The organism is Virgibacillus sp. FSP13, assembly GCF_054048505.1.
On sequence record NZ_JBSVKG010000010.1, the window covers coordinates 76,440 to 101,528 of the forward strand.

28 protein-coding genes and 1 riboswitch are annotated in these 25,089 nt (G+C 38.0%); of the genes, 12 read left to right on the forward strand and 16 right to left on the reverse strand.

Annotated elements, in window-relative coordinates:
- Positions 1-11: 11 nt before the first annotated feature.
- From sufC to ACW2QC_RS10870, 9 genes are all read right to left on the reverse strand, one after another.
- Entirely contained in the window at positions 12-797 is a 786-nt protein-coding gene (gene sufC / locus ACW2QC_RS10830; protein ID WP_457543986.1) for a Fe-S cluster assembly ATPase SufC, read from the reverse strand.
- Between the two features lie 320 nt (positions 798-1,117).
- Entirely contained in the window at positions 1,118-1,258 is a 141-nt protein-coding gene (locus ACW2QC_RS10835) for a hypothetical protein (RefSeq protein WP_457543987.1), read from the reverse strand.
- 242 nt (positions 1,259-1,500) lie between these two features.
- Complete coding sequence (locus ACW2QC_RS10840) at positions 1,501-2,328, reverse strand: MetQ/NlpA family ABC transporter substrate-binding protein (RefSeq protein ID WP_457543988.1); 828 nt, start codon at positions 2,326-2,328, stop codon at positions 1,501-1,503.
- Between the two features lie 16 nt (positions 2,329-2,344).
- Positions 2,345-3,013, reverse strand: a complete 669-nt coding sequence (locus tag ACW2QC_RS10845; protein ID WP_457543989.1) for a methionine ABC transporter permease — start codon at positions 3,011-3,013, stop codon at positions 2,345-2,347.
- Positions 3,003-4,031: a methionine ABC transporter ATP-binding protein gene (locus ACW2QC_RS10850; protein WP_457543990.1), complete on the reverse strand. Its 1,029-nt coding sequence runs from the start codon at positions 4,029-4,031 to the stop codon at positions 3,003-3,005. The genes ACW2QC_RS10845 and ACW2QC_RS10850 overlap by 11 nt, the downstream gene beginning before the upstream one ends.
- Before the next feature lie 277 nt (positions 4,032-4,308).
- Positions 4,309-4,418: riboswitch (SAM riboswitch) on the reverse strand.
- A gap of 89 nt (positions 4,419-4,507) precedes the next feature.
- Positions 4,508-4,822, reverse strand: coding sequence for a thioredoxin family protein (locus ACW2QC_RS10855; RefSeq protein ID WP_457543991.1), 315 nt, complete (start codon positions 4,820-4,822; stop codon positions 4,508-4,510).
- Between the two features lie 10 nt (positions 4,823-4,832).
- The gene (locus ACW2QC_RS10860) at positions 4,833-5,186 is read right to left on the reverse strand and encodes a toprim domain-containing protein (RefSeq protein ID WP_457544040.1); all 354 of its coding nucleotides are present in this window, start codon (positions 5,184-5,186) and stop codon (positions 4,833-4,835) included.
- A gap of 290 nt (positions 5,187-5,476) precedes the next feature.
- On the reverse strand, positions 5,477-5,860 hold the full coding sequence (gcvH, locus tag ACW2QC_RS10865) for a glycine cleavage system protein GcvH (protein WP_106496774.1): 384 nt from the start codon (positions 5,858-5,860) through the stop codon (positions 5,477-5,479).
- Between the two features lie 77 nt (positions 5,861-5,937).
- The gene (locus tag ACW2QC_RS10870) at positions 5,938-6,294 is read right to left on the reverse strand and encodes an arsenate reductase family protein (protein WP_457543992.1); all 357 of its coding nucleotides are present in this window, start codon (positions 6,292-6,294) and stop codon (positions 5,938-5,940) included.
- Between the two features lie 176 nt (positions 6,295-6,470).
- Between ACW2QC_RS10870 and ACW2QC_RS10875 the strand changes: the two genes are divergently transcribed.
- The 4 genes from ACW2QC_RS10875 to ACW2QC_RS10890 all read left to right on the forward strand — a co-directional run bounded on the left by ACW2QC_RS10875 (position 6,471) and on the right by ACW2QC_RS10890 (position 10,594).
- Positions 6,471-7,337, forward strand: coding sequence for a TetR/AcrR family transcriptional regulator (locus tag ACW2QC_RS10875; protein ID WP_457543993.1), 867 nt, complete (start codon positions 6,471-6,473; stop codon positions 7,335-7,337).
- Between the two features lie 5 nt (positions 7,338-7,342).
- Positions 7,343-8,812: an MDR family MFS transporter gene (locus tag ACW2QC_RS10880; RefSeq protein WP_457543994.1), complete on the forward strand. Its 1,470-nt coding sequence runs from the start codon at positions 7,343-7,345 to the stop codon at positions 8,810-8,812.
- 611 nt (positions 8,813-9,423) lie between these two features.
- On the forward strand, positions 9,424-10,026 hold the full coding sequence (locus ACW2QC_RS10885) for a Uma2 family endonuclease (protein WP_457543995.1): 603 nt from the start codon (positions 9,424-9,426) through the stop codon (positions 10,024-10,026).
- Positions 10,027-10,030: 4 nt separating this feature from the next.
- Entirely contained in the window at positions 10,031-10,594 is a 564-nt protein-coding gene (locus tag ACW2QC_RS10890) for a VanZ family protein (RefSeq protein WP_457543996.1), read from the forward strand.
- A gap of 85 nt (positions 10,595-10,679) precedes the next feature.
- Here ACW2QC_RS10890 and ACW2QC_RS10895 read toward each other — a convergent pair whose 3' ends face one another.
- From ACW2QC_RS10895 to ACW2QC_RS10920, 6 genes are all read right to left on the reverse strand, one after another.
- A complete protein-coding gene (locus tag ACW2QC_RS10895) occupies positions 10,680-11,228 on the reverse strand; it encodes a hypothetical protein (protein ID WP_457543997.1) in 549 nt (182 codons plus the stop codon).
- A 125-nt stretch (positions 11,229-11,353) separates the two neighbouring features.
- Complete coding sequence (locus ACW2QC_RS10900; protein ID WP_457543998.1) at positions 11,354-11,776, reverse strand: hypothetical protein; 423 nt, start codon at positions 11,774-11,776, stop codon at positions 11,354-11,356.
- Positions 11,769-12,011 carry a hypothetical protein gene (locus ACW2QC_RS10905; RefSeq protein ID WP_457543999.1) on the reverse strand — a complete coding sequence of 81 codons (243 nt, stop codon included), beginning with the start codon at positions 12,009-12,011 and terminating at the stop codon, positions 11,769-11,771. The genes ACW2QC_RS10900 and ACW2QC_RS10905 overlap by 8 nt, the downstream gene beginning before the upstream one ends.
- 244 nt (positions 12,012-12,255) lie before the next feature.
- On the reverse strand, positions 12,256-14,040 hold the full coding sequence (locus ACW2QC_RS10910) for an acyl-CoA dehydrogenase family protein (protein WP_457544000.1): 1,785 nt from the start codon (positions 14,038-14,040) through the stop codon (positions 12,256-12,258).
- Positions 14,041-14,117: 77 nt separating this feature from the next.
- Positions 14,118-15,293 carry an acetyl-CoA C-acetyltransferase gene (locus tag ACW2QC_RS10915; protein WP_457544001.1) on the reverse strand — a complete coding sequence of 392 codons (1,176 nt, stop codon included), beginning with the start codon at positions 15,291-15,293 and terminating at the stop codon, positions 14,118-14,120.
- An 18-nt stretch (positions 15,294-15,311) separates the two neighbouring features.
- The gene (locus ACW2QC_RS10920) at positions 15,312-17,711 is read right to left on the reverse strand and encodes a 3-hydroxyacyl-CoA dehydrogenase/enoyl-CoA hydratase family protein (RefSeq protein WP_457544002.1); all 2,400 of its coding nucleotides are present in this window, start codon (positions 17,709-17,711) and stop codon (positions 15,312-15,314) included.
- A gap of 1,375 nt (positions 17,712-19,086) precedes the next feature.
- Between ACW2QC_RS10920 and ACW2QC_RS10925 the strand changes: the two genes are divergently transcribed.
- From ACW2QC_RS10925 to galU, 8 genes are all read left to right on the forward strand, one after another.
- Positions 19,087-20,022 carry a metal ABC transporter substrate-binding protein gene (locus ACW2QC_RS10925; RefSeq protein ID WP_457544003.1) on the forward strand — a complete coding sequence of 312 codons (936 nt, stop codon included), beginning with the start codon at positions 19,087-19,089 and terminating at the stop codon, positions 20,020-20,022.
- Positions 20,023-20,039: 17 nt separating this feature from the next.
- The gene (locus ACW2QC_RS10930; RefSeq protein WP_457544004.1) at positions 20,040-20,798 is read left to right on the forward strand and encodes a metal ABC transporter ATP-binding protein; all 759 of its coding nucleotides are present in this window, start codon (positions 20,040-20,042) and stop codon (positions 20,796-20,798) included.
- A gap of 13 nt (positions 20,799-20,811) precedes the next feature.
- Complete coding sequence (locus ACW2QC_RS10935; RefSeq protein WP_457544005.1) at positions 20,812-21,666, forward strand: metal ABC transporter permease; 855 nt, start codon at positions 20,812-20,814, stop codon at positions 21,664-21,666.
- On the forward strand, positions 21,656-22,069 hold the full coding sequence (locus ACW2QC_RS10940) for a Fur family transcriptional regulator (RefSeq protein WP_457544006.1): 414 nt from the start codon (positions 21,656-21,658) through the stop codon (positions 22,067-22,069). Before ACW2QC_RS10935 ends, ACW2QC_RS10940 begins: the two co-directional genes overlap by 11 nt.
- Complete coding sequence (gene crcB / locus ACW2QC_RS10945) at positions 22,066-22,461, forward strand: fluoride efflux transporter CrcB (protein ID WP_457544007.1); 396 nt, start codon at positions 22,066-22,068, stop codon at positions 22,459-22,461. The genes ACW2QC_RS10940 and crcB overlap by 4 nt, the downstream gene beginning before the upstream one ends.
- Entirely contained in the window at positions 22,458-22,796 is a 339-nt protein-coding gene (locus ACW2QC_RS10950; RefSeq protein WP_457544008.1) for a fluoride efflux transporter FluC, read from the forward strand. Before crcB ends, ACW2QC_RS10950 begins: the two co-directional genes overlap by 4 nt.
- A gap of 87 nt (positions 22,797-22,883) precedes the next feature.
- Positions 22,884-23,084, forward strand: coding sequence for a hypothetical protein (locus ACW2QC_RS10955; RefSeq protein ID WP_457544009.1), 201 nt, complete (start codon positions 22,884-22,886; stop codon positions 23,082-23,084).
- A gap of 264 nt (positions 23,085-23,348) precedes the next feature.
- Positions 23,349-24,230: a UTP--glucose-1-phosphate uridylyltransferase GalU gene (gene galU / locus ACW2QC_RS10960; protein WP_457544010.1), complete on the forward strand. Its 882-nt coding sequence runs from the start codon at positions 23,349-23,351 to the stop codon at positions 24,228-24,230.
- A gap of 50 nt (positions 24,231-24,280) precedes the next feature.
- On the opposite strand, the gene ACW2QC_RS10965 is transcribed toward galU, so the two are convergent.
- Positions 24,281-25,084: a VLRF1 family aeRF1-type release factor gene (locus ACW2QC_RS10965; RefSeq protein WP_457544011.1), complete on the reverse strand. Its 804-nt coding sequence runs from the start codon at positions 25,082-25,084 to the stop codon at positions 24,281-24,283.
- Positions 25,085-25,089: the final 5 nt, after the last annotated feature.

A 25,089-nucleotide genomic window follows, 5' to 3' on the forward strand; every position in this document is an offset into this window, starting at 1 on the left:
CCTCCTAACTTTTACGCGTTTTGCTCTGCAGGTTCGTCTTCAATACCTAATTCTTCTTTAATCCAGTCGTAACCTTCTGCTTCTAGCCGTTGTGCAAGCTCAGGTCCACCAGATTTAACAACACGGCCTTGCATCATAACATGAACAACATCTGGTGTAATATAATTTAATAGGCGTTGATAGTGTGTAATGATTAAGCAACCAAAGTTCTCATCACGCAATTTATTAATACCTTTTGAAACTACTTTCAATGCATCAATATCCAAGCCTGAATCAATCTCATCCAAAATAGCGATTTCCGGCTTAATCATCATTAATTGAAGAATTTCATTACGTTTTTTCTCACCGCCAGAAAATCCTTCATTTAAGTAACGTTGTGCCATATTTTTATCGATTTCTAAATAATCGAGTGCGTTATCCATTTCCTTGATGAACTTCATCAATGGGATTTCATCGCCTTCTTCACGTCGAGCGTTAATGGAAGAACGTAAGAAATCAGAAGTAGTTACACCGCTAATTTCACTTGGGTATTGCATGCCTAGGAACAATCCAGCCCGTGCACGTTCGTCAACTTCCATTTCTAGAACGTCTTCCCCATCTAGAAGTACAGATCCTTCTGTTACTTCATATTTCGGGTGACCCATAATTGCAGAAGCAAGCGTTGATTTACCTGTTCCGTTTGGTCCCATGACCGCGTGGAATTCGCCACCTTTTATCGTAAGGTCTACACCTTTTAATATCTCTTTTCCTTCAATAGATACATGAAGATTTTTTATTTCTAGTGTTGATCCTGCCATATCGATACCTCCAAATACTATTATATGTTTATTTATCAAATGGACTTACATCCATTCTCAATTTATTCTCATTACAATCTTATATCATTTCAAATGTATATTCAACTCTTAAAGATTGATAAATATCACGTTTTTCATGATATATCTCTAGTTTAACACAAAATTTAAGATTGAGTTTCTTACAGCATATAATAAAGGCTTGCTTTTTCCAAACAAAGGTGAAGTATAGTCAAACGAATCACTAAATCCATACTTTTACATATACTAAACAAAAATGCCAGTAACACCCTTTAAGGCGCTACCAGCATTCAATTATTATATCATTTATGCAATTGACTATCGATTTCGGCAATTTTATGTTTACATTCTTCGTATTCCTGTTGTCTTCTCTTTTCAACAACGATACGTTTGTCTAACTTCCTCCCGTATTCTGCATAGCCCATCCCGTGCGACTGTTGCATTGCTTTCTCCATTTCGGGAGTGTGATTGATCCTTATTCCACTATGGATAGTGAATCATCCTTTCAATTTATTTAACAGTTTTAATACTACCATAAGGACAATTCCCATTACAAAATGGATATAAACGTAGGTTGGCGCATTGAATCGGATATTCTCCACTAAACTCAACATAGCCATCTTTCTTCATCATATTTATCTTATTGCAACGTATTACTACCATTTACTCAAGATTTGCGAAAAAGTTACTCTTCTCCATTTACAGGTACCACTGCACCATCATATTTTTCCAAAATAAAGTCTTGAATTTCCTTTGAATGTAATACATCAACTAATGTATTCAATGCTTCATTATCTTTATCCTCTGTACGAACAGCGACAACATTCACATACGGAGATTCATCACCCTCTAATATAATAGCATCCTCCAATGGGTTCAATCCTGCCTCAATTGCATAGTTTGTATTAATCGCAACTAATGCATTTTCCTCTGAGTTGTACAATTCAGGTAAAAGCGCTGCATCCACATCGGCAGAGAATTTAAGGTTTTTTGGATTATCCACGATATCATCAACCGTTGCATCCACTGTATCCACACTGTCATCAAGTTTGATCAATCCTTCTCGTTCAAACAATGCCAAGATACGCCCATGGTCCGCAACAGAACGGCTTAAAATAACTTCTGTACCATCTTTTATTTCATCGATACTGGATATTGTTTTTGAATAAACTCCCATTGGTTCAATATGAATGCCACCTATTTGCGTGAAATCATAACCAATCTCCGAAATTTGTTGTTCTAAATAAGGAATATGCTGAAAGTAGTTGGCATCTAATTCGCCACTTTCCAAATCATCATTAGGTAGAACATAATCTTGGTATTCCTCTATTTCGAGTGTAATGCCTTTTTCTTTAAGTAATGGTTTTGCTTCTTCTAAAATTTCTGCGTGCGGTATACTAGAGGCACCGACTTTTATTGTCTTATTATCTGAACTGCCTTCGTCCGAATCTCCACCACATGCTGCTAATACAAGAATCGTTAATACAGAAACAATAGCTAAAATCTTTTTCATGATAATTCTCTCCTTTTTATCTTTTATCTAATTTATTGGAAACAAAGTCGCCAATGAATTGAAAAATAAATACAATGATAACAATTAATATGGTACAAACGAATACAACGTCAAAGTCACGTCGTTGGAATCCGTAAAAGTACGCGTAATCTCCTAAACCGCCAGCTCCGATAACACCAGCCATTGCGGTGTAACCAATTAAGGCAATCGCGGTAACCGTGATACCTGAAATAAGTGCTGGCATCGATTCCGGTAATAATACTCGGAAAATGATCGTGCGTGTTTTGGCTCCCATCGCTTTGGCTGCTTCTAGAACACCTTTATCCACTTCTTTTAAAGCAATTTCAACAAGTCGTCCATAAAATGGTGCTGACCCGATAATTAGTGCTGGTAATGCAGCGTTTGGGCCACGGATCGTACCTATAAGAAAATCAGTAAACGGGAATAACAATAGTATTAAAATGATAAAAGGAATCGCGCGGAATACGTTCACAATCGTTGCGACAATAAGATTAAGAAACTTGTTCTGCCAAATACCGTCTTTCGCTGTTAGGTACAAAAGTAATCCAAGTAGAATCCCTAATATAAATGTTCCAACTAACGAAAGTAACGTCATATAAAAGGTTTCATATGTTGCTGTCCAAAAATCCTGCACGTCAAGATTTGGAAATAAATTAGTTAGCATCACGGACAACCTCCACTTCTACTGAGGTTTGGGTGATGAAATCAATCGCCTTATCCATTTCCTCTGCTTTCCCTTCCATTTGTACAAACAAGGTTCCATAGGCTCCTGCCTGTGTTTGTGTAATCTTCCCTTGTAAAATATTTATATCAATAGCAAATTTTTTAGCCACTTGGCTTATTAATGCTTGATTGGTTGTTTCACCGATAAAATGAAGTCGAACTATTTTTCCGTGTTCGTAGGTATTTACCAGCTCATTTACACCTTCATTTTCATCTTGAGTCCCCATTACTTGCTCCACAAATTTTTTCGTCACTTGCTGTTTTGGTCGTAAAAATACGTCAAGAACATCACCCTGTTCCACAATTTTACCGTTTTCCATTACAGCAACTTGTTTGCAAATTTTACGAATAACGTGCATTTCATGGGTTATTAAAATAATCGTTAATCCAAGCTTTTGATTAATATCCACTAATAAATCTAAAATAGAATTTGTCGTTTCCGGATCAAGTGCAGATGTCGCCTCATCACAGAGTAGAACTTTCGGATTATTGGCAAGCGCTCTAGCAATTCCGACACGTTGCTTCTGTCCACCACTTAATTGTGATGGATAAGCATTACCCCGTTCAGAAAGGCCCACCAGTTGAATTAACTCATTAACCCTGCTCTCCCGTTCAGCCTTTGGAACACCTGCAATCTCCAAAGGAAATGCAATATTATCCTTTACTGTCCGCGACCATAGTAAATTAAAATGTTGAAAAATCATTCCTATTTCTTGCCGAGCTATACGCAATTGGTTTGAATTTAGTGTGGTAATTTCTTGCCCATCAATGGTCACACGGCCATGTGTTGGATCCTCCAAGCGGTTTAACAGCCTGACAAACGTACTTTTTCCCGCTCCACTGTAGCCAATAACACCGAATATATCCCCTTCTTTTATATCAAGCGTTAAATCATCAACAGCCGTGATTTGCTTTTTATTGGATGTAAAAACTTTACTTAAATTCTCTATCGAAATCACAAGTATTCCTCCTAATTCAGAAAAGCGCAAACGCCCGGTAGCGATGTACAAACTGGAGCACTCTGGGACTGCATTTCATTCGTCCCACCGAAAACCGTTTGCACTCCGTTCGCCCCACCAAAAAGATCTGCTAGTCGCTGGGCGCTGGAGCTGGACAAGGCCTACCAAGTCACAAAACTAAAATAGCGCTTCAAATTTTATACTTTCCAAGTTGTTCATAAAAAGAAAAACGTCTTTCTGTAAGAGAACAGAAAGACGTAATATATGCCTTTTCGTTCCCTCATCTGTCAAAGTGTTACTTTGCAGGAATTGGCACCTTTCAAACATTTAAGTTTGAAGGTTGCCGCGGTTTCACAGGGCCAGTCCCTCCACCGCTCAAGATAAGAGATTTAAATTCGTTTAAATTGATAAAATTGATGATAGCACGCTTATTTCTCTATGTCAATATAAAACATTCTTTCGTTAGTTCATAATCGTCAGTTCCCAACGAATAGCTCCGGCTTATACTTCACTAAATAGCTATAAATATTGGCAATCGAATGAAAAGCATATACTTTTTCTTGCACTTCATTGCCATTTTTAACTAGCAGACATGGTACACTTTCAATCTGATTTTCCTGCATAAATTCAGGATGAAACGACGCATTCATGTCATAAAAAATATGCTCATGATGAACAGATTCAATTTTATCCAGCATTGTTCTAGCTAATGCACAAGTTCCACAAAAAGGAGTATGAACAAATAATAAATAATGATCTTGCTGTAACACTTCCGCTGTTATCTCTTGCAAAGGAATCACCCTAAATCAAAAATATCGGATTAACCGCAATAGACTTAGCTACTAAGACAGTTGCGAGTACTTGCTCAGGTGTTGTTGCAACTTCACGATATTCACTGCTAACATAAATATGTTCGGCATGTGGCAACTCGCGCGCTAACTGTTTGCGTAATTTAATCCCTGAATTGTCTTCATCAACTAAGATAAAAACATCCTTATTGTCTAAATCGTACGTATATAAAAGCTCGTCAAATCGTTCCACACCGAGTGTACCATTTGTACAAATGATCTCCACATCGTCCGTGATTACTTTTTTGATTTGCTTTTTGTCCGTAAGACCTTCGACAATAATAACCTTTTCCGATTCATGTGTCATCATCACATAGCACTCCTTAAGGAATCAAGCAATATGATTCGTAAGTATATGTACAAAAAGTAACAAATCACAAGTAAGATCGCCACAGCATAGACTGGCAGGTCTGAAAGCTAAAATTGACTTCTCCAAATTGTCCTAGATCTAGCAAAGTTTCCTTTACGATCGCATAGATACTTATTATTGCACCTTTTGAACAGCCCTATATAACAATACTATGATGCGAATAAGGCTGACTTTACATCCTTTTTCAAAGATGCAAGCCAGCCTAAAATTATTGAATGATTATGTGATTAGTCTTCTTGAATAACTTCTTCATATTTTTCAGCTGATAATAGTTCGTCAAGTTCTGATTGATTAGATGGCTCAACAACGATCATCCATGCTTTTTCGTATGGAGATTCATTTACAAATTCTGGACTATCATCTAGCTCTTCATTCACTTCAACCACTTTTCCACTGATTGGTGCGTACAATTCCGAAACAGTTTTAACAGATTCGACGCTTCCGAAAGGCTCATCGGCTTCGATATCGTCCCCTACTTCTGGTAGCTCAACAAAGACAATATCGCCGAGTTCATCTTGTGCAAAATCTGTAATTCCAATACGTACTTTGTCATCTTCTTTTTTTACCCATTCATGTTCTTCTGAATATAATAAGTCTTTTGGTAAGCTCATTGAAATCCCTCCGTTAATTAATTGCACTATTACTATACAAGGTAACAGCTTTTATTTCTAGTATTTCAGCTTATTTTCTATAGCCAAATTTCAGCAAACGTTTCTTCCTTAAATCCAACCGTTACGTTTTGCCCATCCGTAACAATTGGTCGTTTTATTAACATCCCATCAGATGCGAGTATTGTCGCCATTTCTTCTGTTGTCGCTTCTTTAATTTTATCCTTGATGTTTAATTCCCGATACTTCTTCCCGCTTGTATTAAAAAACTTTTTGGCTGGTAGTCCACTTTTCTCGATAAAATCCAATAGTTCTTCCTTTGTCGGTGGATTGTCCACAATATGTATGCTAGAATATGCTTTTTCATGATCGTCTAACCATTTCTTTGCTTTTTTACACGTACCACAATTTGGGTACCAGTAGAATGTCAATGCCATATGCATCCCTCCTAACCTTTTTATAATTACATTTATTATAGCAAAATACTATTGCAATGGTCGAAGGAATTGCTGACGTTTATTTTTATGTTGACATTTTACATGAAATCTTTTAAATTGAACAACATGACTATACGGTTACTAATTATGACTGAGTGGTTACAAGGAGGTATTTTGTGAGTAAAAGAAGCGAATTAATGACCCATGCCATTCGCTTGTTTTCAGAAAAAGGATTTCATCAAACATCTGTCCAAGAGGTTGCTCAGGCTGTTGGTATTTCTAAAGGCGCATTCTATAAATATTTCGATTCCAAAGAAAGCATCTTTATCGAAATCCTGAAGCAAAATCATGAACGGATCATTACAGAAGCAAATCTGCTAAACGTATCAAGTGACTTGACAGGAAAAGAGGCCTTCACCCAAAAAATCCAAATAGAATTAAGCCAATGGATGGAGAACCGTCCATTTTTCACTGTAATGTTTAACGAATTTCCACCAAATGAGAATGAACGAGTAGCTGACATTATGAAGACGTTAAGAACATCCATGATTGAACTGCACAAGGACAGTTTATTAGACGCGTACGGGGAAAAAATTAAACCGTTTATGTCTGACCTTGTTATTATTTTTGAAGGAATGCTAAAGGAGTATATTTTCACAATCATTTTTGAAAATAAAAATGTTGTTGTATATAAATTAGCTACATTCATTGCTTCGAGTATCGATTCCATTGTTCAATCTCTGGATCAAATGGAACCTGCTCTAGACGAAAAGCTATTTGAATTAAGTCCTGATGCTTTGTTGGAAAAAATGAGGAAACGATTAAAGGTGCTAGAACAAAAAATAAGTAATTCTACCAGACAGCAATACGAAAAACAAAAACTATTATCTTCTGTTCAACTACTAAAAGAAGAAATTGTAAAGAAGGATCCACAAAAATTTCTTATCGAAGCATTAGTTGTTTACTTAAAACAAGAAAAAACGTTAGAAGAAGATATTCTTCTGCTCAAAAGTTTATTAGAAAAATTTATTAGAGAGGTTTGATTTACATGTCATCTGAAGTTAATCTAGATCAAATAAAAAAGGGACCCATGATTGCCGTAATGCTTCTCGGCGCATTCTTTGCATTACTGAATGAAACATTACTGGCGACTGCACTACCAACGATAATCAATGATTTCGGCATCACGGAGAATAAAGCGCAATGGCTGACAACCGCATTTTTACTTACAAATGGGGTCATGATCCCGATTTCCGCATTTTTAATTGAACGATTCACGACGAGACAAATCTTTTTAACAGCGATCAGTGTATTCAGCGCAGGAACATTGGTTGCAGGAATTTCACATACGTTTCCATTATTGCTAACAGCAAGGGTCATTCAAGCAGCAGGGTCCGGAATTATGTTGCCATTAATGATGACGGTTGTGTTAACCATCATCCCTGTCGAAAAAAGAGGAGGAGCTATGGGGGCAGCTGGACTTGTCATTGCATTTGCCCCGGCAATTGGGCCAACGTTATCCGGTTGGTTGTTAGAACATTTCTCTTGGCGTTCATTGTTTTTAGTTGTTTTGCCAATCAGCATTTTGACATTAATAATCGCTTATTTCGCGGTTAAAAACGTAACAAAACAAACATATCCAAAAATGGATATTTTATCCATCTTGCTATCTTCCTTTGGGTTTGGCGGCCTGTTATTCGGCTTTAGCACTGCTGGAGAAGACGGATGGACAGATACCAAAGTGCTTACTTGCATAATTGGGGGAGCCATTATTTTAGCATTGTTTATCTGGCGTCAGCTTCGTCTGAAGACACCGATACTAGAGTTCAGGGTTTTCAAATTTAAGATTTTCTCTATATCCTTAATTATCACAATGGTTGTCCTAATGTCATTGATTGGTGCTGAAACATTGCTTCCATTATATATGCAAACAGCAAGAGGATTTTCCCCACTGGAATCTGGTCTGATGCTATTGCCAGGTGCGATTGTTATGGGAATTATGTCGCCGATTACGGGGGTTCTTTTTGATAAGGTTGGAGCCAGAGTATTAGCTATACCTGGATTACTAATTGTCAGTGTTACAACGTTCCTATTTACAAACCTTTCGATGGATACATCATTTACTTATTTAGCAATCATTTATGCTATTCGTATGTTCGGTCTATCGTTAGCAATGATGCCAGTGATGACAAGTGGATTAAATCAGCTGCCACAAAAATGGAATGCACACGGCTCAGCAATGGCCAACACGTTGCAGCAAGTATCCGCATCCATCGGTACTGCTATTCTCGTAACAACGATGACGACAGCAGCAAAAAATTACGAACCAAACATGGCAAATTTTCAAGGCTTAACTCAAGCCGAAGCACAACAGCAAATAATGAATGCCGCTACCATAAACGGATATAACACGGCATTCCTAGTCGCCTCTTTCTTATCCGTTGCAGGCATGGTACTTGCACTATTCCTAAAGAGGGGCAAAGGGACAGAAGAAGTGTCTCACGTAGAGCAGGAATAAACTGGGCGCCTTTTGCCCAGTTTTTTTGTTTTTACGGCTTGTTACCCATTCGGACCTTGGGATACATCATTCATGGTATCTAATAACGAACGATGATATACTGTTATGTTGAAAATCCTAAGCTGTTGTATATTCTAAAAAACTTATAAGCCAGGAATGGATACCACCTTAGTTTCTCTAAAAAGAAATAACTCCTAAAAGCTTACTTAAAATGGGGTCCATCAGATTCTTCTCTTCTGTAACACTTTCTTTTCCTTTTCAAAGGGCGTATACGATGCTATGTGACACTTTCATTCTTCTTTTATCGAGTTAACCATTTTACCTTTATTTTCCTCAGATGATTTAATTCATAACCTCACACTAACTTAATTAGTAAAAGAAAAAATCGTTTTATATTTTTCATCCAATTCTTAACGATGGACCAGTGTTATATCTCTGTTGTTGGGTTTTGCACTAATTTTTTAAAAAATTCACTTCACGGATCCTTAACTGCTAATCACACTACCGTCCCGCATATCAATCACCTGATCAGCCTTCAGATTGTAATTTAATTTCGTAGTATCCAATGATAAACGATGATATACTAATTAAAATGTTACTGTGAAAGGCAGGTGAATAAATTGGGAGATAATAACAATGGAAGAAAAGATATTATCAAAGAAAGCAATCTCACCTATGATGATTATGCTGCAGTCGATGACGGAAACCGATACGAACTGGTAAAAGGACAGCTGGAATTAATGAGTCCTGCCCCAACTGTTACACATCAGCTCGTTAGCTTTGAAATGCAAAAGACAATAGCACAAAGTTGTGAGACAGATTACATTATTTTAAATGCACCAGTGGATGTCATTTTGTCTCAAACCGACGAGGTCCGCCAGCCTGATCTTGTTCTTATACACCGAAATCGGGTAAATATATTAAGTAATCGTGGAGTAGAAGGTGCACCAGATCTTGTTGTCGAGATCCTTTCCCCTTCATCATTAAAACGGGACAAAATCGATAAATTAAAAACATATGAACACTACAAAGTTCCTGAATATTGGACAGTGGAGCCCATTAGTGGCATTTTGGAAGAGTATATTCTAAATGAGGGGCGTTACGAACTATTTAATATATTTCAAGGAGATGAACCGGTCGCATCGCCCACTATCCCATGTGTATCGTTCACAATGGCAAACATTCTAGACAATATTCCAGAAATTAAGGGTTGAACGAATGTCTCCATTAAGTTATATTCACCAACTACCGATACGTTTTATTATTATCTCGCTTATTATTTATATACCTTTAAGGTTTCGGGTTTTGAATCGAAAAAATCAACTATTTTCTTTGTCCAAAGAATTCATCTATGTACTATGTATCATTTATTTTGAGAGTTTACTATATGTAACCGTATTTCCTTCTACCAATCTCATTATACCAGAATGGGTCGGTATCAACATCGTACCATTTCATACAATAGGAGATTATCTTTTTTTGTTTTCTAACGGGTATATATCAACCGCCATTGTTAATCTCGTAGGTAATGTTATCGTGTTTGTCCCGCTTGGCGTATTGTTCACTTTGCTATATCGAAACATGACGTTCATAAAAATGTTTGCCATTGGGTTTATGAGCACCCTAGCAATAGAGTGTACACAACTGGTTCTTTCCATTGCAGGATTCCTTTCGAGAAGTTTTGATGTGGATGATCTAATTCTAAATACTGTTGGGGTAATTAGTGGGTATTTTATAGCAAAAATTGGATTAACAAATATAAGGCCACCAACAAACAGATAGGATGGTGGCCTATTTGGATTCCCGTAAATTCGGACTATATTCTTTGCTTGTTCGATTGTTTCAGGCGGTTATAATAGACGGGTTTTCATTCTCTTTTTATTTTTATATTCATATCCCTTAGTTTCCCTATAAATTTTAGTTTTATTTCTTTGAAGTAGCCATTTTCACCAAACTTTAAACTGTTTCCATCATGAAACAAAATATCATACTCTGCCGAACCCCCATCTTGATCTTGCCTATAAATAACCGAATCCACTTCATTCCAAGAGTATGTATATTCTTTTACAGAAAAAAGCGAACGATAAGATATGAAGTCTACCGATATAGATTTATAATGTTGAGAAGCTACGTAAAACACCAGTATACTTAAAAGCACACTGACTATACTAAATAAAATTGGGGTTTTCCTTACATTTAGTATGTAGGGAAGGATTGTCGCTACAAACAAAAGCAGAAAACCAACTGCATATACAAAATAGGTTTTTCCAGAAATAAACACAAACCAAATATCCTTAGTATGATGCAGCTCATTTGCAATGACTAAAGGAACAAAGACCAAAAACAGCGGTGATGCAATTGAAACAATTATGCTGATTGCCATAAAAGTATGTTTCACTTCATAATTTTTCAGCATTTAACATTCTCTTTTCTTATGTTTAACTTTATCAATTCTATTTTATTGAAAGTTCCCATTTATTTGCTTCTACCTTCTCAATCATCAGCACTCCATCAAATTGCTGACTAGGAACAAGTTTATATTTAAACATTCCCCAGTAATAGGCCATATTCCGTTTCAGATTTAAGTGCTAGTTCTCCGACTTCGGAATCAATAGAACCGAACCAATCCAACAAAAAAGTTCCATAATCAAATTTTTCAGGTCGTTTATATTCACGAACACTTGCAAGATTATTTATATCAACGCCGGTTAGAATAAGTAGATTATTAGTACCGTATTGGTCCTGAATATACTTGAATAATTCTAAAGTTTCCTGCGTACCATATATGGAACTATACATCATTTCTTTAGGACTAGGTTCATTAATCATAGCAAATGTTCTTGAAGTTTCGACAAATCCACTTTCAAATATAACTCCATCATAATCCAATTCCTCATGTAAATACTTTATTAATCTTACTTTAATAGCATTAAATTCAGCTACACCATGTGAGCTTTCACCCAAAAAACAGAATACGTTTATCCTCTAATAAAGGCTTTAAGAAATGAAGGTCTTCGTAATTCTCAGAGTAAAGTGACGTTAGACTATGGGTGTTCCCTTTGAGCCAATTTACCTGCTCATCAAAGACTGAGATCTCATCACCAGTATCTTTCACATTAGAATCAGTCTTGCCGGTTTCACAACCGATTAATAAAACACAAAATATTACAGCAAAAACTAGTGAAAAATATTTTAACATAATCCACTCCTTACTAAGAGGCATCATTGATAAACTCACTCATGTATACAATAGAAACAATAGCTATGCTAATCAATATTTTCCTTCTAACTTTAGCATGCCTATCGTATCTGTAATGGAGAAATGAACAGAGTTTGCTCATTTAATGTTAGCACTGGTATTGGTTGACCTTGTAAAATTCATAATACGTATGTATACAACCCCACTGTTACATTCTGTAACAGTGGGGTTGTGCTTGCTTCTATTAAACGTAATATTTTTCTTCCTCAATAATGCCAGCTGCAATTTCGCGTTTCTTGGCAATGACATTTGTTGGCGTGTGGCGAGTTAATTTACGTAATGATGAGAGCATCATGCGTAATGTGTCACCAGACTCAACAGCAATCAACGTTTCCTTTGCATCTGCTTCGATCCGGTTGAAAGCTTCTTGAACATATACTTGTGTGTAAAGGAGTTTTTGTTTGTTCTTCTCCTCACCAGATTTGTTGATTGCTTTTTCCGTACGAAGAATGGCTGATTCCATGTTGTAAACTTCATTTACCATATCTGCAAGGTTCACGAGGATTTCTTGCTCATTCTCAAGTTTTTTCCCATATTTCTGTGCAGCAAGACCAGCACCTAACAACACCATTTTCTTGGCGTTGCGCAATAGATATTTTTCTTGTTCTAATGCCTCATCGCCAACTTCTTCCGGCATCATCATCATAAGCTCTTCTTGCAGGCTCTGCGCTTTTTGGAACAATGGCAATTCACCTTTCATTGCCTTTTTCACTAATGTTCCAGGTACGAGCAAACGATTAATTTCGTTTGTTCCTTCAAAAATACGTTGGATCCGCGCATCACGATATGCACGAGCAACTTCATATTCTTCCATAAAACCATATCCACCGTGCAGCTGAACAGCCTCATCGGTAACATAGTCAAGGCATTCTGTTGCAGAGAATTTGGTTAATGAGCATTCGATTTGGTATTCAGCAATTGCTTTGGCTACTTCTTTTCCATCTTTTAATTGCTCATCAGTTAATGCTCCCATTCGTTGTTCGAACAATCCGACTGTGCGATAAACGGCACTCTCATTTGCATAAGTTCTTGCAGCCATAGTAGCTAATTTTTCTTGTGTTAGCGAAAAGCTGGAAATGGCTGTATCAAACTGTTTGCGTTCGTTTACATATTTTGTAGCTACTTCGAGGCTGCGTTTTGATCCACCGACACCGCCAATAGCCAATTTATAGCGGCCAACATTTAGAATATTAAACGCAATTTTGTGTCCTTTTCCTTTTTCACCTAATAGATTTTCTACAGGTACTTCCGCATCTTCTAAAATCAATGTACGAGTGGAAGAGCTTTTAATTCCCATTTTGTTTTCTTCCTGTCCCGTAGAAACTCCCGGGAATTCGCGCTCAACGATAAATGCTGAGAAATGTTCTCCGTCAATTTTTGCATAAACAACAAACACATCAGCAAAAGCAGAGTTGGTAATCCATTGCTTTTCACCGTTTAAAATATAATGGGTGCCTGCTTCGTTCAATTTAGCAGTTGTTTTTGCTCCGAGTGCGTCTGAACCAGATGAGGGCTCGGTTAGCGCATACGCTGCTAGCAATTCTCCTGATGCTAGTTTTGGTAAATATTTTTTCTTTTGTTCTTCATTACCAAAAAATACGATTGGAAGGGAACCAATCCCAACATGTCCGCCGTGTGTTACAGCGAATCCACCAGCCGGTGAAAATTTCTCCGTGATTAATGATGAACTGATTTTATCTAATGCCAAACCACCGTATTCTTCCGGGACATCAGCACCCAACAAGCCAAGTTCCCCAGCTTTTTTAAGAAGATCTACGGAATGCTCAAATTCATGATGTTCTAGTTTATCTAAAACCGGAAGTACTTCTTTTTCCACGAAATCTTCCGTTGTTTTGGCGATCATGTGATGTTCGTCTGTGAAATCTTCCGGTGTAATGATATCTTCGCCTGTTAAATCCTCTACTAAAAATGCTCCACCTTTGAATAATTTTTCTTTTGTTTCACTCATCGTTCCTATCCCCTTTTTTCATAATGTAGGCTTTCTCCAAGCATAAACTTCCATGCTTGGAGGTGGAAAAAACTAGATTAGATTAATTCAAATACTCCAGCAGCACCCATTCCGCCACCGATACACATTGTTACAACACCATATTGTACGTTACGACGCTTCATTTCATGAATGAGACTTAACGTTAATTTCGTGCCTGTCATGCCAAGTGGATGGCCAAGTGCTATGGCGCCACCATTTACATTTACGATATTCGGATCCAAGTCTAAGGCCTGAATAACCCGAACAGACTGTGATGCAAATGCTTCATTCAGTTCAAAAAGGCCAATATCTGAAAGCTCCAAGCCAGCAATTTTCAGTGCTTTCGGAACCGCCTCGATAGGACCCACACCCATAATTTCCGGCTCTACACCAGCGACTGCAAAGGAACGGAATTTAACGAGTGGTGTTAATCCTTCTGCTTGTGCTTTTTCTCTATCCATTAATAGAACGGATGCAGCACCATCACTCATTTGCGATGAGTTACCCGCCGTTACAGTCCCTTTCACATTAAAAGCTGGTCGAAGCTTTGCGAGCACCTCCAACGTTGTGCCTGGACGGACACCTTCATCCATTTCAAATAAGGATGATTTTTCTTCTATTTTGTTGTTTTTGCCAACGACACGTTCCGTTACTTCTACTGGAACAATTTCATCCTTAAATTTCCCTTCCTGAATGGCTTTTGCCGCCCGTTCATGGCTTTGAACAGCAAAAGCATCCTGTTCTTCTCGGGAAATTCCAAATCGATTGGCTACTTCTTCTGCTGTGTGTCCCATGCCCATATAATATCCTGGTGCATCTTGGACAAGCTTGGAATTCGGCTTGATAACGTGACCACCCATCGGAATCAAGCTCATAGATTCTGTTCCGCCAGCAATCATCGTATCACTTGCACCAACCATAATTCGCTCTGCAGCAAATGCGATACTTTGTAATCCTGAGGAACAGTAACGATTTATCGTCACTCCTGGTACAGTATTCCGCAAACCGGCGAGTCCGGCTATATTTCGTGCCACGTTCATTCCCTGCTCTGCTTCAGGCATTGCGGTTCCGATAATGACATCATCAATATTTCCATCATAATTTCCTGCACGTTTTAACGTTTCTTTGATCGTTAATGCTGCTAGATCATCTGGTCTTGTGTTAGCTAACGATCCTTTATTCGCTTTTCCCACAGGGGTTCTTGCACCTGCAACAATTACTGCTTCCTTCACCTTTCATCCCCCTCTTCTTTAGTTACGTAAAGGCTTTCCTTTTACTAGCATGTGTTGCATCCTAGCTTGCGTTTTCGGTTCACCAATTAAGCTTAAGAAGGCTTCACGTTCCAAATCAAGCATAACTTGTTCATCAATCAATGTACCTTCTTTAATTCGCCCACCTGATAATACATAGGCCAGTTTTTCAGCGATTTTCAGGTCATGATTTGATGCATAACCGCTTAGCTGCAGTGATTTTGCACCAAGCAACATTGCAGCATACCCTGGATCACCAACGACCGGCACTTTCTCACGTTTTGGTGCCTGATAACCGGCATTTGCCAATGCGAGTACTCGTTGTTTTGCATCATGCAATAAATGATCCGGATTGATACTAATTGCATCATTGTTGTTTAAAAATCCATTTTCACGCGCTTCAGCAGCTGATGTTGACACTTTAGCCGTAGCAACTTTTTCAAAAACGTCATTCGCTACTTTTGATAAATCAAATTTAACACCTTTTGGCAGATTTCGAAGTTCCTTCAGATAAAGCTCTTTCGTACCGCCACCGCCCGGAATGAGACCTACACCAAATTCAACAAGCCCCATATACGTTTCTGGTGACGCTTGGATTGCAGCTGCCGGTAATGAAACCTCCGCACCTCCACCTAGTGTCATGTTAAATGGCGCAGTAACGACAGGTTTATCGGAGTACTTAATATTTAGCCCCATGTTTTGGAATTGGCGGACTACCATATCCAGTTCAAAAAAGTTATCATCCTGTGCTTCCATTAGCATCATGCCAAGATTTGCGCCGACACAGAAGTTTTTACCTTGGTTTCCAATCACAAGCCCTTCATAGTTTTTGCTAACTTCTTCTAATGCAAAGTTAACCATTTGAATGATATCAAGTCCGATTGCATTGCTTTGTGAGTGGAATTCCAGTCCTGCAACACCATCACCTAAATCTATTAAACTAGCACCCGCATTCTTTTTAATGACCCCATTAGCATCTTTTAATCGTTTTACGTTAATTTCTTTTTTATTAAATTGCTGTTGTTTATATTCGCCATTGTCATAGTAATAAACATTACCATTTTCTGTTTTGTAGAATGTTTCATTACCATTTTCCAGTAGCTTAAGTACCCATTCTGGTACCGTTTCACCTTCTTTTTGCATGCATTCTACTGACTTACGAACACCGATCGCATCCCACGATTCAAATGGGCCAAGTTCCCAACCGAAGCCCCATTTCATTGCTTGATCAATTGATACGATATCATCAGCGATTTCACCAACAAGTTCTGCTGAATATAACAATGCTGGCTTCATCACGGACCAAACGAGGTCACCCGCTTTGTCGCCTTTGGCTGATACAAGTGCTTTCAATTTGCGGCGAGAACCTTTTTCTTGTTTGGCCATTTCGGTTGCAGCCGTTTTCAATTTTTTGCGATCCTCGTATTCTAGTGTTTCTGGATTTAACTCATAGATCGTACTGCCGTTTTTATCTTTCTTCTTCAAGAAAAATCCTTGACCACTTTTCGCACCGATCCATCCTTTTTCTTGCATTTGCAAAATAAAATCCGGTACGTCAAACACTTCTTTTTCTGCTCCCTCAACTTGATCATAGACGTTTTTGGCTACATGAATAAATGTATCCAATCCCACGACATCCAATGTGCGGAAAGTTGCACTCTTCGGACGACCAATCATTGGTCCTGTAACAGAATCTACTTCGCCAACACTATAGCCACCTTCAAGCATTTTTTGCACCGTTATTAAGAGGCCATATGTACCAATCCGGTTGGCAATAAAGTTTGGTGTGTCCTTTGCTTCAACAACACCTTTACCAAGTACATTCTCCCCAAATGTTTTCATGAATGCCAACACTTCTGGGTCCGTATCTTTAGTTGGTGTAATCTCAAGCAATTTCAAATAACGTGGCGGGTTGAAAAAATGAGTTCCAAGAAAATGTTTACGAAAACCTTCTGAACAATCAGCCGCCATTGCCTCAATTGAAATTCCAGATGTGTTGGAGCTAACAATTGTTCCTGGTTTACGGAATTTATCCACGTTCGCGAAAACCTGTTTTTTGATATCCAATCGTTCTACAACAACTTCAATGATCCAATCCACGTCAGCAAGTTTTTCCATGTCATCATCCATGTTGCCAACTTCAATTAATTCAAGGCTTTCTTTCGTTGTAATTGGGGATGGTTTTTGCTTTAACAATGCCTTTTTACTCTGTGCAGCTATACGATTTCGTACCACACGATCCTCTAATGTCAAGCCTTTCTTCACTTCATCTTTTGTCAATTCTCTTGGTACAACATCGAGCATAATCGTTGGAATTCCAACGTTAGCCAAGTGGGCAGCAATTCCAGATCCCATTACACCCGATCCTAATACTGCAGCACGCTTGATCGTTGTAGTCATGATTTGTCCCCCTATCTTTATTTGAATGAATACTCATTCATTTTATTGCGAAAAAGAAAACTTGGTGACTGCCAAGTGTAAGCGTAATCGATTTATCATCGTGCGCTATACCTAGTTCCTAAAAATGACGGCTGCAATAGGAATCCTTTTCTAGCCGAAATTTTACTTTCTCCAAGTGTCCATAAAAGATAGTTCCCTATCCATCTATTTATCAGTATAATTTAAATTCTGACATTTCGCAATAAAAATGAATAAAAAAATTGATATTTCTTGTATGTGTTTATCGATACTATTTCAGCTTGTTCTTTAACGCTCTAAAAGGGGTCATTTTTTTCATCATATATTACTGACACACAACTTTGGGAAACTTCAGAATTATAGAGTATTCGCACCCTTTAAGTATTGTATTAAATTATACGTTTTATGTTTGTGTGTTTGTAGGTGTAGAACGAAAATGTTTGGGAAAATTATTATTATTACACAGCTTTCACACCAATAAAAAATAAGATCATATAGTTATCTGAGGCAAACTTGGGACGTTTCTAATAATTGCCTTAACACCTTGGTAAACATAAGGGCTATTTTTAAAAAGATTGGGGGTTTTATACACAATAGATATAAAATGCGACACAACTTGAAATGATGGTTGGTGCGTTTACCCGCTCCGGAAATACACTACGCTTTCCGCGGGCGGCTGCTGAGCCTCCTCAGGCCAACACGACGTTGGTCACGAAGGCGTTGCCACAGGACGTGGCGATCTTAGCCTTTGTTCCCCTGTCGCTCTGCGGGGTCTCACCTAGGCCTTTCCTCCCGCCGGAGTCTCCGTGTATTTCCTCCGCTGGTATTGCATTTACTGCCATTAACCGTAGTAGTAAGTGTTATCCTATCACTTCATTAGTCCGGGTGAGCGGAGGGTGGTGACTCCGGCGGGAACAGCACGTGTCCGAAGACCCCGCAGGAAGCATTTGGAAAGGAAGGTCGACTAAAACCGTCCTTTGCGGACAACGTCGACATACCCCTCGCCGGGGCAAGGAGGCTGAGGCCGTGCCCGCGGAAAGCATCCACCCGGAGCGATCCCGGACGGCGGGAAATGCACCTACTTATAGAAAAGAGCCCAGCAGTTACGTCGCATTTTATATCAAATGCGATTAATCCAAAGTCAACTTGAGCAGTGAATCTCCATCCTACTTCATTCTTTCAAGGCTTATTTGTCCATTTCACGCTACGAAAGTGGAATTAATAACTAACAAAACACTCTCTTTGTTATTCAACCTTATGTCTGTACAGCCTAATTAACAAAATCGGAATCATTACTATTTACAAATCGGAATCATTACGGTAAGATATTTCTTGCATTAAAATTCAGGAGGACACAATGTTGAAACGATACACAATTATCATTTCCTTTATACTACTTTCCCTAATAATCGCCGGTTGTAAATCTTCCAAGGAGAATAGTAATGAGGGATTAACAATATATACATCCATTTATCCGATTCAGTATGCCGTTGAACGAATCGGTGGCGAAACTGTTAAAGCAAAATCTGTTTACCCTCCCGGTGTCGATGCACATACATATGAACCCACTACAAAAGTGATGACGTCCATCGCTTCAAGTAATGCGTTCATTTATTTAGGTGCTGGTATGGAGGGTTTGGCAGAAAGTGCCGCCGATGCTTTGCAACCCGAGGATGTTCAATTAATCGAACTTGGAAAGCACGAGGAACTTTTTTCGGCAAATGACGGCAATAAGGTGGAACATCATACAGACGATGGTCATCACCATGGTGACCATAATCCGCACATATGGCTTGATCCATTAAGAATGTTGGATATGGCTAAGTTAATTAAAGAGGAGTTAATTCAATTAAATCCAAACAAAGCAGATCAATACACAAAGAACTTTAACGAGTTGAAAAAGGACTTGTTGGCATTAGATAACAGTTTTAAAAAAACATTAAAGGCTAAAAGAAATAAAAAAATACTTGTTTCCCATGCCGCTTATGGCTATTGGGAAGAACGTTATGGCATCGAACAACTGGCCATAAAAGGGTTAACATCAAATGATGAGCCTTCACAAAGAGACCTAATCACCATTATCAATCAAGCAGAAAGATACAAGCTAAACTATATTCTGTTTGAACAAAACACATCAGATCGGGTCGCAAACATTATGCAACAACAACTAGATGCCACCGTACTTTATATTCACAATTTATCGGTTTTAACCGAACGTAATATCGAAAATAACGATGATTATTTATCATTAATGAAACACAATTTACATGTACTTGATCAAGCTACAAACTAAAGAGGAAGGTGAAATATATGTCAAAATCTGTAATTGCAATGAAAAACATTCATTACACATATGACAAACAAGAAGCATTAGATCATATTAACTTCGAATTACCACAAGGCGCATTTATGGGGTTAGTTGGTCCAAACGGCGGTGGTAAATCGACATTAATCAAATTAATCCTCGGATTGATAAGACCTAATACAGGTTCAATCTCGCTTTTTGGAAAACCAATTGAAAAATTTCATGATTGGGATCGAATTGGTTTCGTTTCCCAAAAATCCAACTCATTTAATAAAGGTTTTCCAGCTACTGTATTTGAAGTTGTATCAATGGGACTTACAGCCAAGATTGGGTATTTAAAGTTTTTCAAAAAACATCACAAAGAAAAAATTGTGCAAGCAATAAATCAAGTTGGCATGGGAGATTATGTCCACCAAAATATCGGCGACTTATCCGGTGGGCAACAGCAACGTATCTTTATCGCTAGGTCTCTTGTAAATGATCCGGAGCTTCTTATATTGGACGAACCTACTGTTGGAGTTGATGCAGAAAATGTAAAACGTTTTTATGAAATTCTTCATCAGTTAAACCAAGAACAAGGGATTACATTATTACTCGTAACACATGACACAGGAATCATGACAGAGTATGCAACAGACATTGTTTGTCTAAACAAAACACTGCATTTTCACGGGAATCCCAAAGAATATGCATCTTTAACAGAACGGGATTTGTCCCAATTTTACGGGTACCCGATTAATATCGTTACACACGATCATTCATAATGGAGGAAAAAATATGTTAGCAGATATTTTAGAATACGATTTTCTTAGAAACACCTTTTTAACCGGCCTCCTGATTGGTGTAATTGCTCCATTACTTGGTACATTCATTGTTGTCAGACGCCTGTCCATGATTGCTGATGCACTATCACATGTTACACTTGCCGGAATAGCTTTTGGCTTGTTAATGGAAAAAACATTTGCGACAACCCTTATCTCCCCACTTTATGGAGGTATGGCATTTTCCGTGTTTGGCTCTATTTTAATTGAGAAGCTACGTGGTGTTTACAAAGCATACCAAGAACTGGCAATTCCAATTATTTTATCTGGTGGGGTTGGATTAAGCGTCATTTTCATTTCGCTTGCAAATGGCTTTAATACAGAACTATTTAACTATTTATTTGGTTCCGTCTCAGCAGTTAGTCAAACGGACTTCTATACGATATTAGGAATTTCCATTTTTGTCTTAATCATCATCTTTTTATTTTATAAAGAATTATTCACATTATCATTTGACGAAGAACACGCAAAAGTATCGGGAATTCATGCAAAAAGTATCCATTTACTTTTTATCATCCTAACAGCACTTGTTATCGCAGCTTCCATCCGGGTTGTCGGTGTGTTACTTGTCTCTGCATTAATGACGTTGCCAGTAGCCGCTAGCATACGAATTGCAAAAGGGTTCAAACAAACGATGATTTTATCAATTGTTTTTGGTGAATTAAGTGTTATTCTAGGATTAATAACCGGCTATTATTTTAGCATTCCACCTGGTGGTACAATCGTTCTTGTCTCTATTTTCATTTTGCTCATTTCTATCAGTATGAAAAAATTTAGTTTTAAAGGAAGAGGGTATTCAAATGAAACGTGAAGAAGCTATCCAGAAACTAAAAGAGAACAACTATAAAACGACCAAAAAGCGTGAAGATATCATTACATTCTTCACCAAGGCTGACGGCTATCGTACTGCGAAGGAATTAATTACTTATATGGAACCGACATATCCAGGGATCAGTTTTGATACCGTATATCGTAATCTCCATTTATTTAATGACGTTGGTATCCTAGAAACGACCGAATTGAACGGTGAAAAGTTATTCCGCATCAGTTGCACGCACTACCATCACCACCATTTTATTTGTAAAGATTGTGGCAAAACAAAGGAAATTGATATTTGTCCAATGGAAGAGGTCACAAATTCATTGGAAAATTATCGAATCGAGGACCATAAATTTGAAATTTATGGTCAATGTCCGGAGTGTAGAACAGCTTGAAGACAGACCATTCTATTCGGCTTTATCTAGCTGTCGGCATTGGTGGTATGTTTGGAGCTGTTGGCAGGTACGGTATTTCGCTTTTAATCCCTACTAATGGCGGGTTCCCTTATGCTACATTAGTTGCCAATTTGATCGGATGCTATTTGCTGAGCTTTTTACTTAACCAGCGAAGAATAAAACAAAGGTTGTCGCCGGAACTCTTTACAGCACTCGGTACCGGTATGATTGGGGCATTCACCACTTTTTCTACTTTTGCAGTGGAAACAATTAAGTTATGGCAATCAAATCCATTTCAATCATTCATTTATATTCTTGTCAGTATATTTGGTGGGTTAGGTTACTGCTATCTTGGCTTTATGTCCGCTAAGGAAAGAGAGGTTCAATCATGAGTTTTCTTTTTGTAGCATTAGGTGGTTTTTTCGGCAGTATGCTTCGATTTTACGTTTCGGTAAAAGCTAATAAGCATTTGATTGGTACGTGGATTGCAAACATTTCCGGGTCAATCTTGCTAGCTATTACAGTCTATTTCCAAATGAATGGTTCACTCACTGAATGGATGTGGGCTCTTCTCGGTACTGGGTTTTGTGGGGCCTACACAACATTTTCCACATTTGGCAATGAAACATTACAACTGATTCATGATAAAAAATATTGGTCAGCTACTGGCTATATTGCTGGTACACTAACAACATCATTCTTTTTTGTATATCTAGTTGTAGTATAAAGTCCAGATTTTTCCGAAACCTTTTTCTGCTTTCATTCGTACATATAAGTAGAGAGAGAAACATTCTTACGATAAGGAGGGTTCTCCTTGAGTGCCGGTGTTTTCATCTTAATCACGTTCGGTGGATTGATTATATTCGGTGTAATTGTTGATTTAATTGCGAGATTAAGAGGCAAAAAACTGGATTTCAAAAAACGGGACGACAGTAACATCAGTCAATCGGAAAGGATTTATGCGGAATCTTTTAAAGATCAAGTAAAGCAAAATATGGACCAGGGTTTTTTCTAGGATAATAATTGGGAACTAAAGCAAGCTGACTTTAGTTCCCTTTTTTACTTGAAACAGAGTTTTACCATCGCAAAAATAATGTTCAAAAAGGGTTTACAAATTAGACATAACGTATTATTATTTAATTGTTCGTTATATGAAACACGGCATGTTATTTATTATTAAAAGGTACAAAGAGGCATTCATCCATCTATACCAACATAGAATCTTTAAATCATACACAATTCATGGTTTATTTCAGCAAGCACAATAAGGGGGATTGAATTGAAAAAAGTCAGGAAAGCTATTATTCCGGCAGCAGGATTAGGCACCCGCTTCTTACCAGCAACGAAAGCGATGCCCAAAGAAATGTTACCCATTGTAGATAAGCCAACCATTCAATACATTGTAGAAGAAGCCGTTGAAGCAGGAATTGAAGACATTATTATTGTAACTGGAAAAGGTAAACGTGCAATTGAAGACCACTTTGATCACAGTTTTGAATTAGAAGAAAATCTGATTCAAAAAGAAAAATTTGACTTACTCCGAAAAGTCCGCGAATCTGCCAGTGTTGATATTCATTACATTCGGCAAAAAGAGCCAAAAGGACTCGGGCATGCTATCTGGTGTGCAAGAAAGTTCATCGGAGACGAACCATTTGCAGTCCTTTTAGGTGACGATATTGTGCAAGCAGATACACCTTGCATAAAGCAAATCATCACTCAATATGAAGCAACTGGATCATCTGTAATTGGTGTTCAAGAAGTTCCTAAAAATGAAACCCACCGTTATGGTATCATTGACCCTAAAGGATGCAAAGGAAGATTATACCAAGTCAATACTTTTGTAGAAAAACCAAAGGACAATGCTCCTTCTAATTTAGCTATTCTAGGACGCTATGTGTTGACACCTGACATTTTCCAATTTTTAGACCGACATGAAATTGGCGCGGGGGGGGAAATTCAACTTACGGATGCCATACAAATGCTGAACAAGTATCACAGTGTTCTTGCATATAATTTTGAAGGGAATCGCTATGATGTTGGAGAAAAGCTTGGATTTGTCTTAACAACACTCGAAATGGCAATCCGTAACCCGGCTATTAAAGAAGAGGTTATTAAAGGAATTAGTAGAATATTAGAGAAAGAGAAAACCATTTTGAAATAAGGAGAACAAAGAGGATGTAAGAGCCAAATCGGCTTTACATCCTCTTTATCTCACCCAACCACTTCCTCCAGTACCCTGGTTTCTTCATGCTCCAGCATATTTTTCTGAATAACCTGATCAACCCGTTTGTTCATTTGTGCCTTTATTTCCTGGGAGGCATCTGACCCACCAACAATATAAATTTCTTCCCACTCATTATCCTTGGCACGCTTGTCCAATTTAGGTGCAATACTTTTATACCATCTTTGCTTATTGGCTTCATAACGATCCTGGAAATCTTCTTGTTTCAAGCTTTTACCGCCTTTTCCCATTGATGCATCTGCTTTATGGGGACCAGTAAATTGCCGCCAATGGTCCGTTTCAATGTCTAGTTCATAATAGGCAATATCTGTGATTTCGCCAATCTCTGTTTCGATGACCTTTACTTGATCTTGTTGTACTAGGATAAGACCTGATTTGGGAAAAGATTGGTATAAACGCTTAAACTGATCTAATACTGGGGTGCTTTCCCAGAAGAATTCCGTTTTTAAGCGCATTTGTACACGGTTGGCAAACCATACCTCTTCATCAGCAGTCGCAAAGAGAATAATCCCTTTACGGTAGTTTTGCTCATTACCGCGTACAAACCTTTCTACTTTTTGCTTAATCTGCTGAAAGTTTTTTAATTCCTCTTTATTTTCATCTTCCTCGAGATACTGCTCGAAATTTCGCAATCCGTTTTTAAGATGTATTTTCCATTCCCCCCCCTGTTGCTCTGGATCAGACGGGTCTGTATTCAAATACATTGTGAAGACTTTATTCGAATTATCTTTTCTTATTTTCTCCAACTTTTCTATTTCTTCCATTAGTTCCATATAAT

Excerpts from the sequence above, each read along its gene's own strand:
- ACW2QC_RS10965 (WP_457544011.1), bottom strand. The coding sequence starts at position 25,084 with ATGGAACTAATGGAAGAAATAGAAAAGTTGGAGAAAATAAGAAAAGAT.
- ACW2QC_RS10870 (WP_457543992.1), bottom strand. The coding sequence starts at position 6,294 with ATGGCATTGACATTCTACTGGTACCCAAATTGTGGTACGTGTAAAAAA.
- ACW2QC_RS10950 (WP_457544008.1), top strand. The coding sequence starts at position 22,458 with ATGAGTTTTCTTTTTGTAGCATTAGGTGGTTTTTTCGGCAGTATGCTT.
- ACW2QC_RS10925 (WP_457544003.1), top strand. The coding sequence starts at position 19,087 with ATGTTGAAACGATACACAATTATCATTTCCTTTATACTACTTTCCCTA.
- ACW2QC_RS10840 (WP_457543988.1), bottom strand. The coding sequence starts at position 2,328 with ATGAAAAAGATTTTAGCTATTGTTTCTGTATTAACGATTCTTGTATTA.
- ACW2QC_RS10860 (WP_457544040.1), bottom strand. The coding sequence starts at position 5,186 with ATGACACATGAATCGGAAAAGGTTATTATTGTCGAAGGTCTTACGGAC.
- ACW2QC_RS10935 (WP_457544005.1), top strand. The coding sequence starts at position 20,812 with ATGTTAGCAGATATTTTAGAATACGATTTTCTTAGAAACACCTTTTTA.
- sufC (WP_457543986.1), bottom strand. The coding sequence starts at position 797 with ATGGCAGGATCAACACTAGAAATAAAAAATCTTCATGTATCTATTGAA.
- ACW2QC_RS10880 (WP_457543994.1), top strand. The coding sequence starts at position 7,343 with ATGTCATCTGAAGTTAATCTAGATCAAATAAAAAAGGGACCCATGATT.
- ACW2QC_RS10905 (WP_457543999.1), bottom strand. The coding sequence starts at position 12,011 with ATGTTAAAATATTTTTCACTAGTTTTTGCTGTAATATTTTGTGTTTTA.
- gcvH (WP_106496774.1), bottom strand. The coding sequence starts at position 5,860 with ATGAGCTTACCAAAAGACTTATTATATTCAGAAGAACATGAATGGGTA.
- ACW2QC_RS10910 (WP_457544000.1), bottom strand. The coding sequence starts at position 14,040 with ATGAGTGAAACAAAAGAAAAATTATTCAAAGGTGGAGCATTTTTAGTA.
- ACW2QC_RS10835 (WP_457543987.1), bottom strand. The coding sequence starts at position 1,258 with ATGCAACAGTCGCACGGGATGGGCTATGCAGAATACGGGAGGAAGTTA.
- ACW2QC_RS10940 (WP_457544006.1), top strand. The coding sequence starts at position 21,656 with ATGAAACGTGAAGAAGCTATCCAGAAACTAAAAGAGAACAACTATAAA.
- ACW2QC_RS10890 (WP_457543996.1), top strand. The coding sequence starts at position 10,031 with ATGTCTCCATTAAGTTATATTCACCAACTACCGATACGTTTTATTATT.
- ACW2QC_RS10920 (WP_457544002.1), bottom strand. The coding sequence starts at position 17,711 with ATGACTACAACGATCAAGCGTGCTGCAGTATTAGGATCGGGTGTAATG.
- ACW2QC_RS10930 (WP_457544004.1), top strand. The coding sequence starts at position 20,040 with ATGTCAAAATCTGTAATTGCAATGAAAAACATTCATTACACATATGAC.
- ACW2QC_RS10845 (WP_457543989.1), bottom strand. The coding sequence starts at position 3,013 with ATGCTAACTAATTTATTTCCAAATCTTGACGTGCAGGATTTTTGGACA.
- ACW2QC_RS10895 (WP_457543997.1), bottom strand. The coding sequence starts at position 11,228 with ATGCTGAAAAATTATGAAGTGAAACATACTTTTATGGCAATCAGCATA.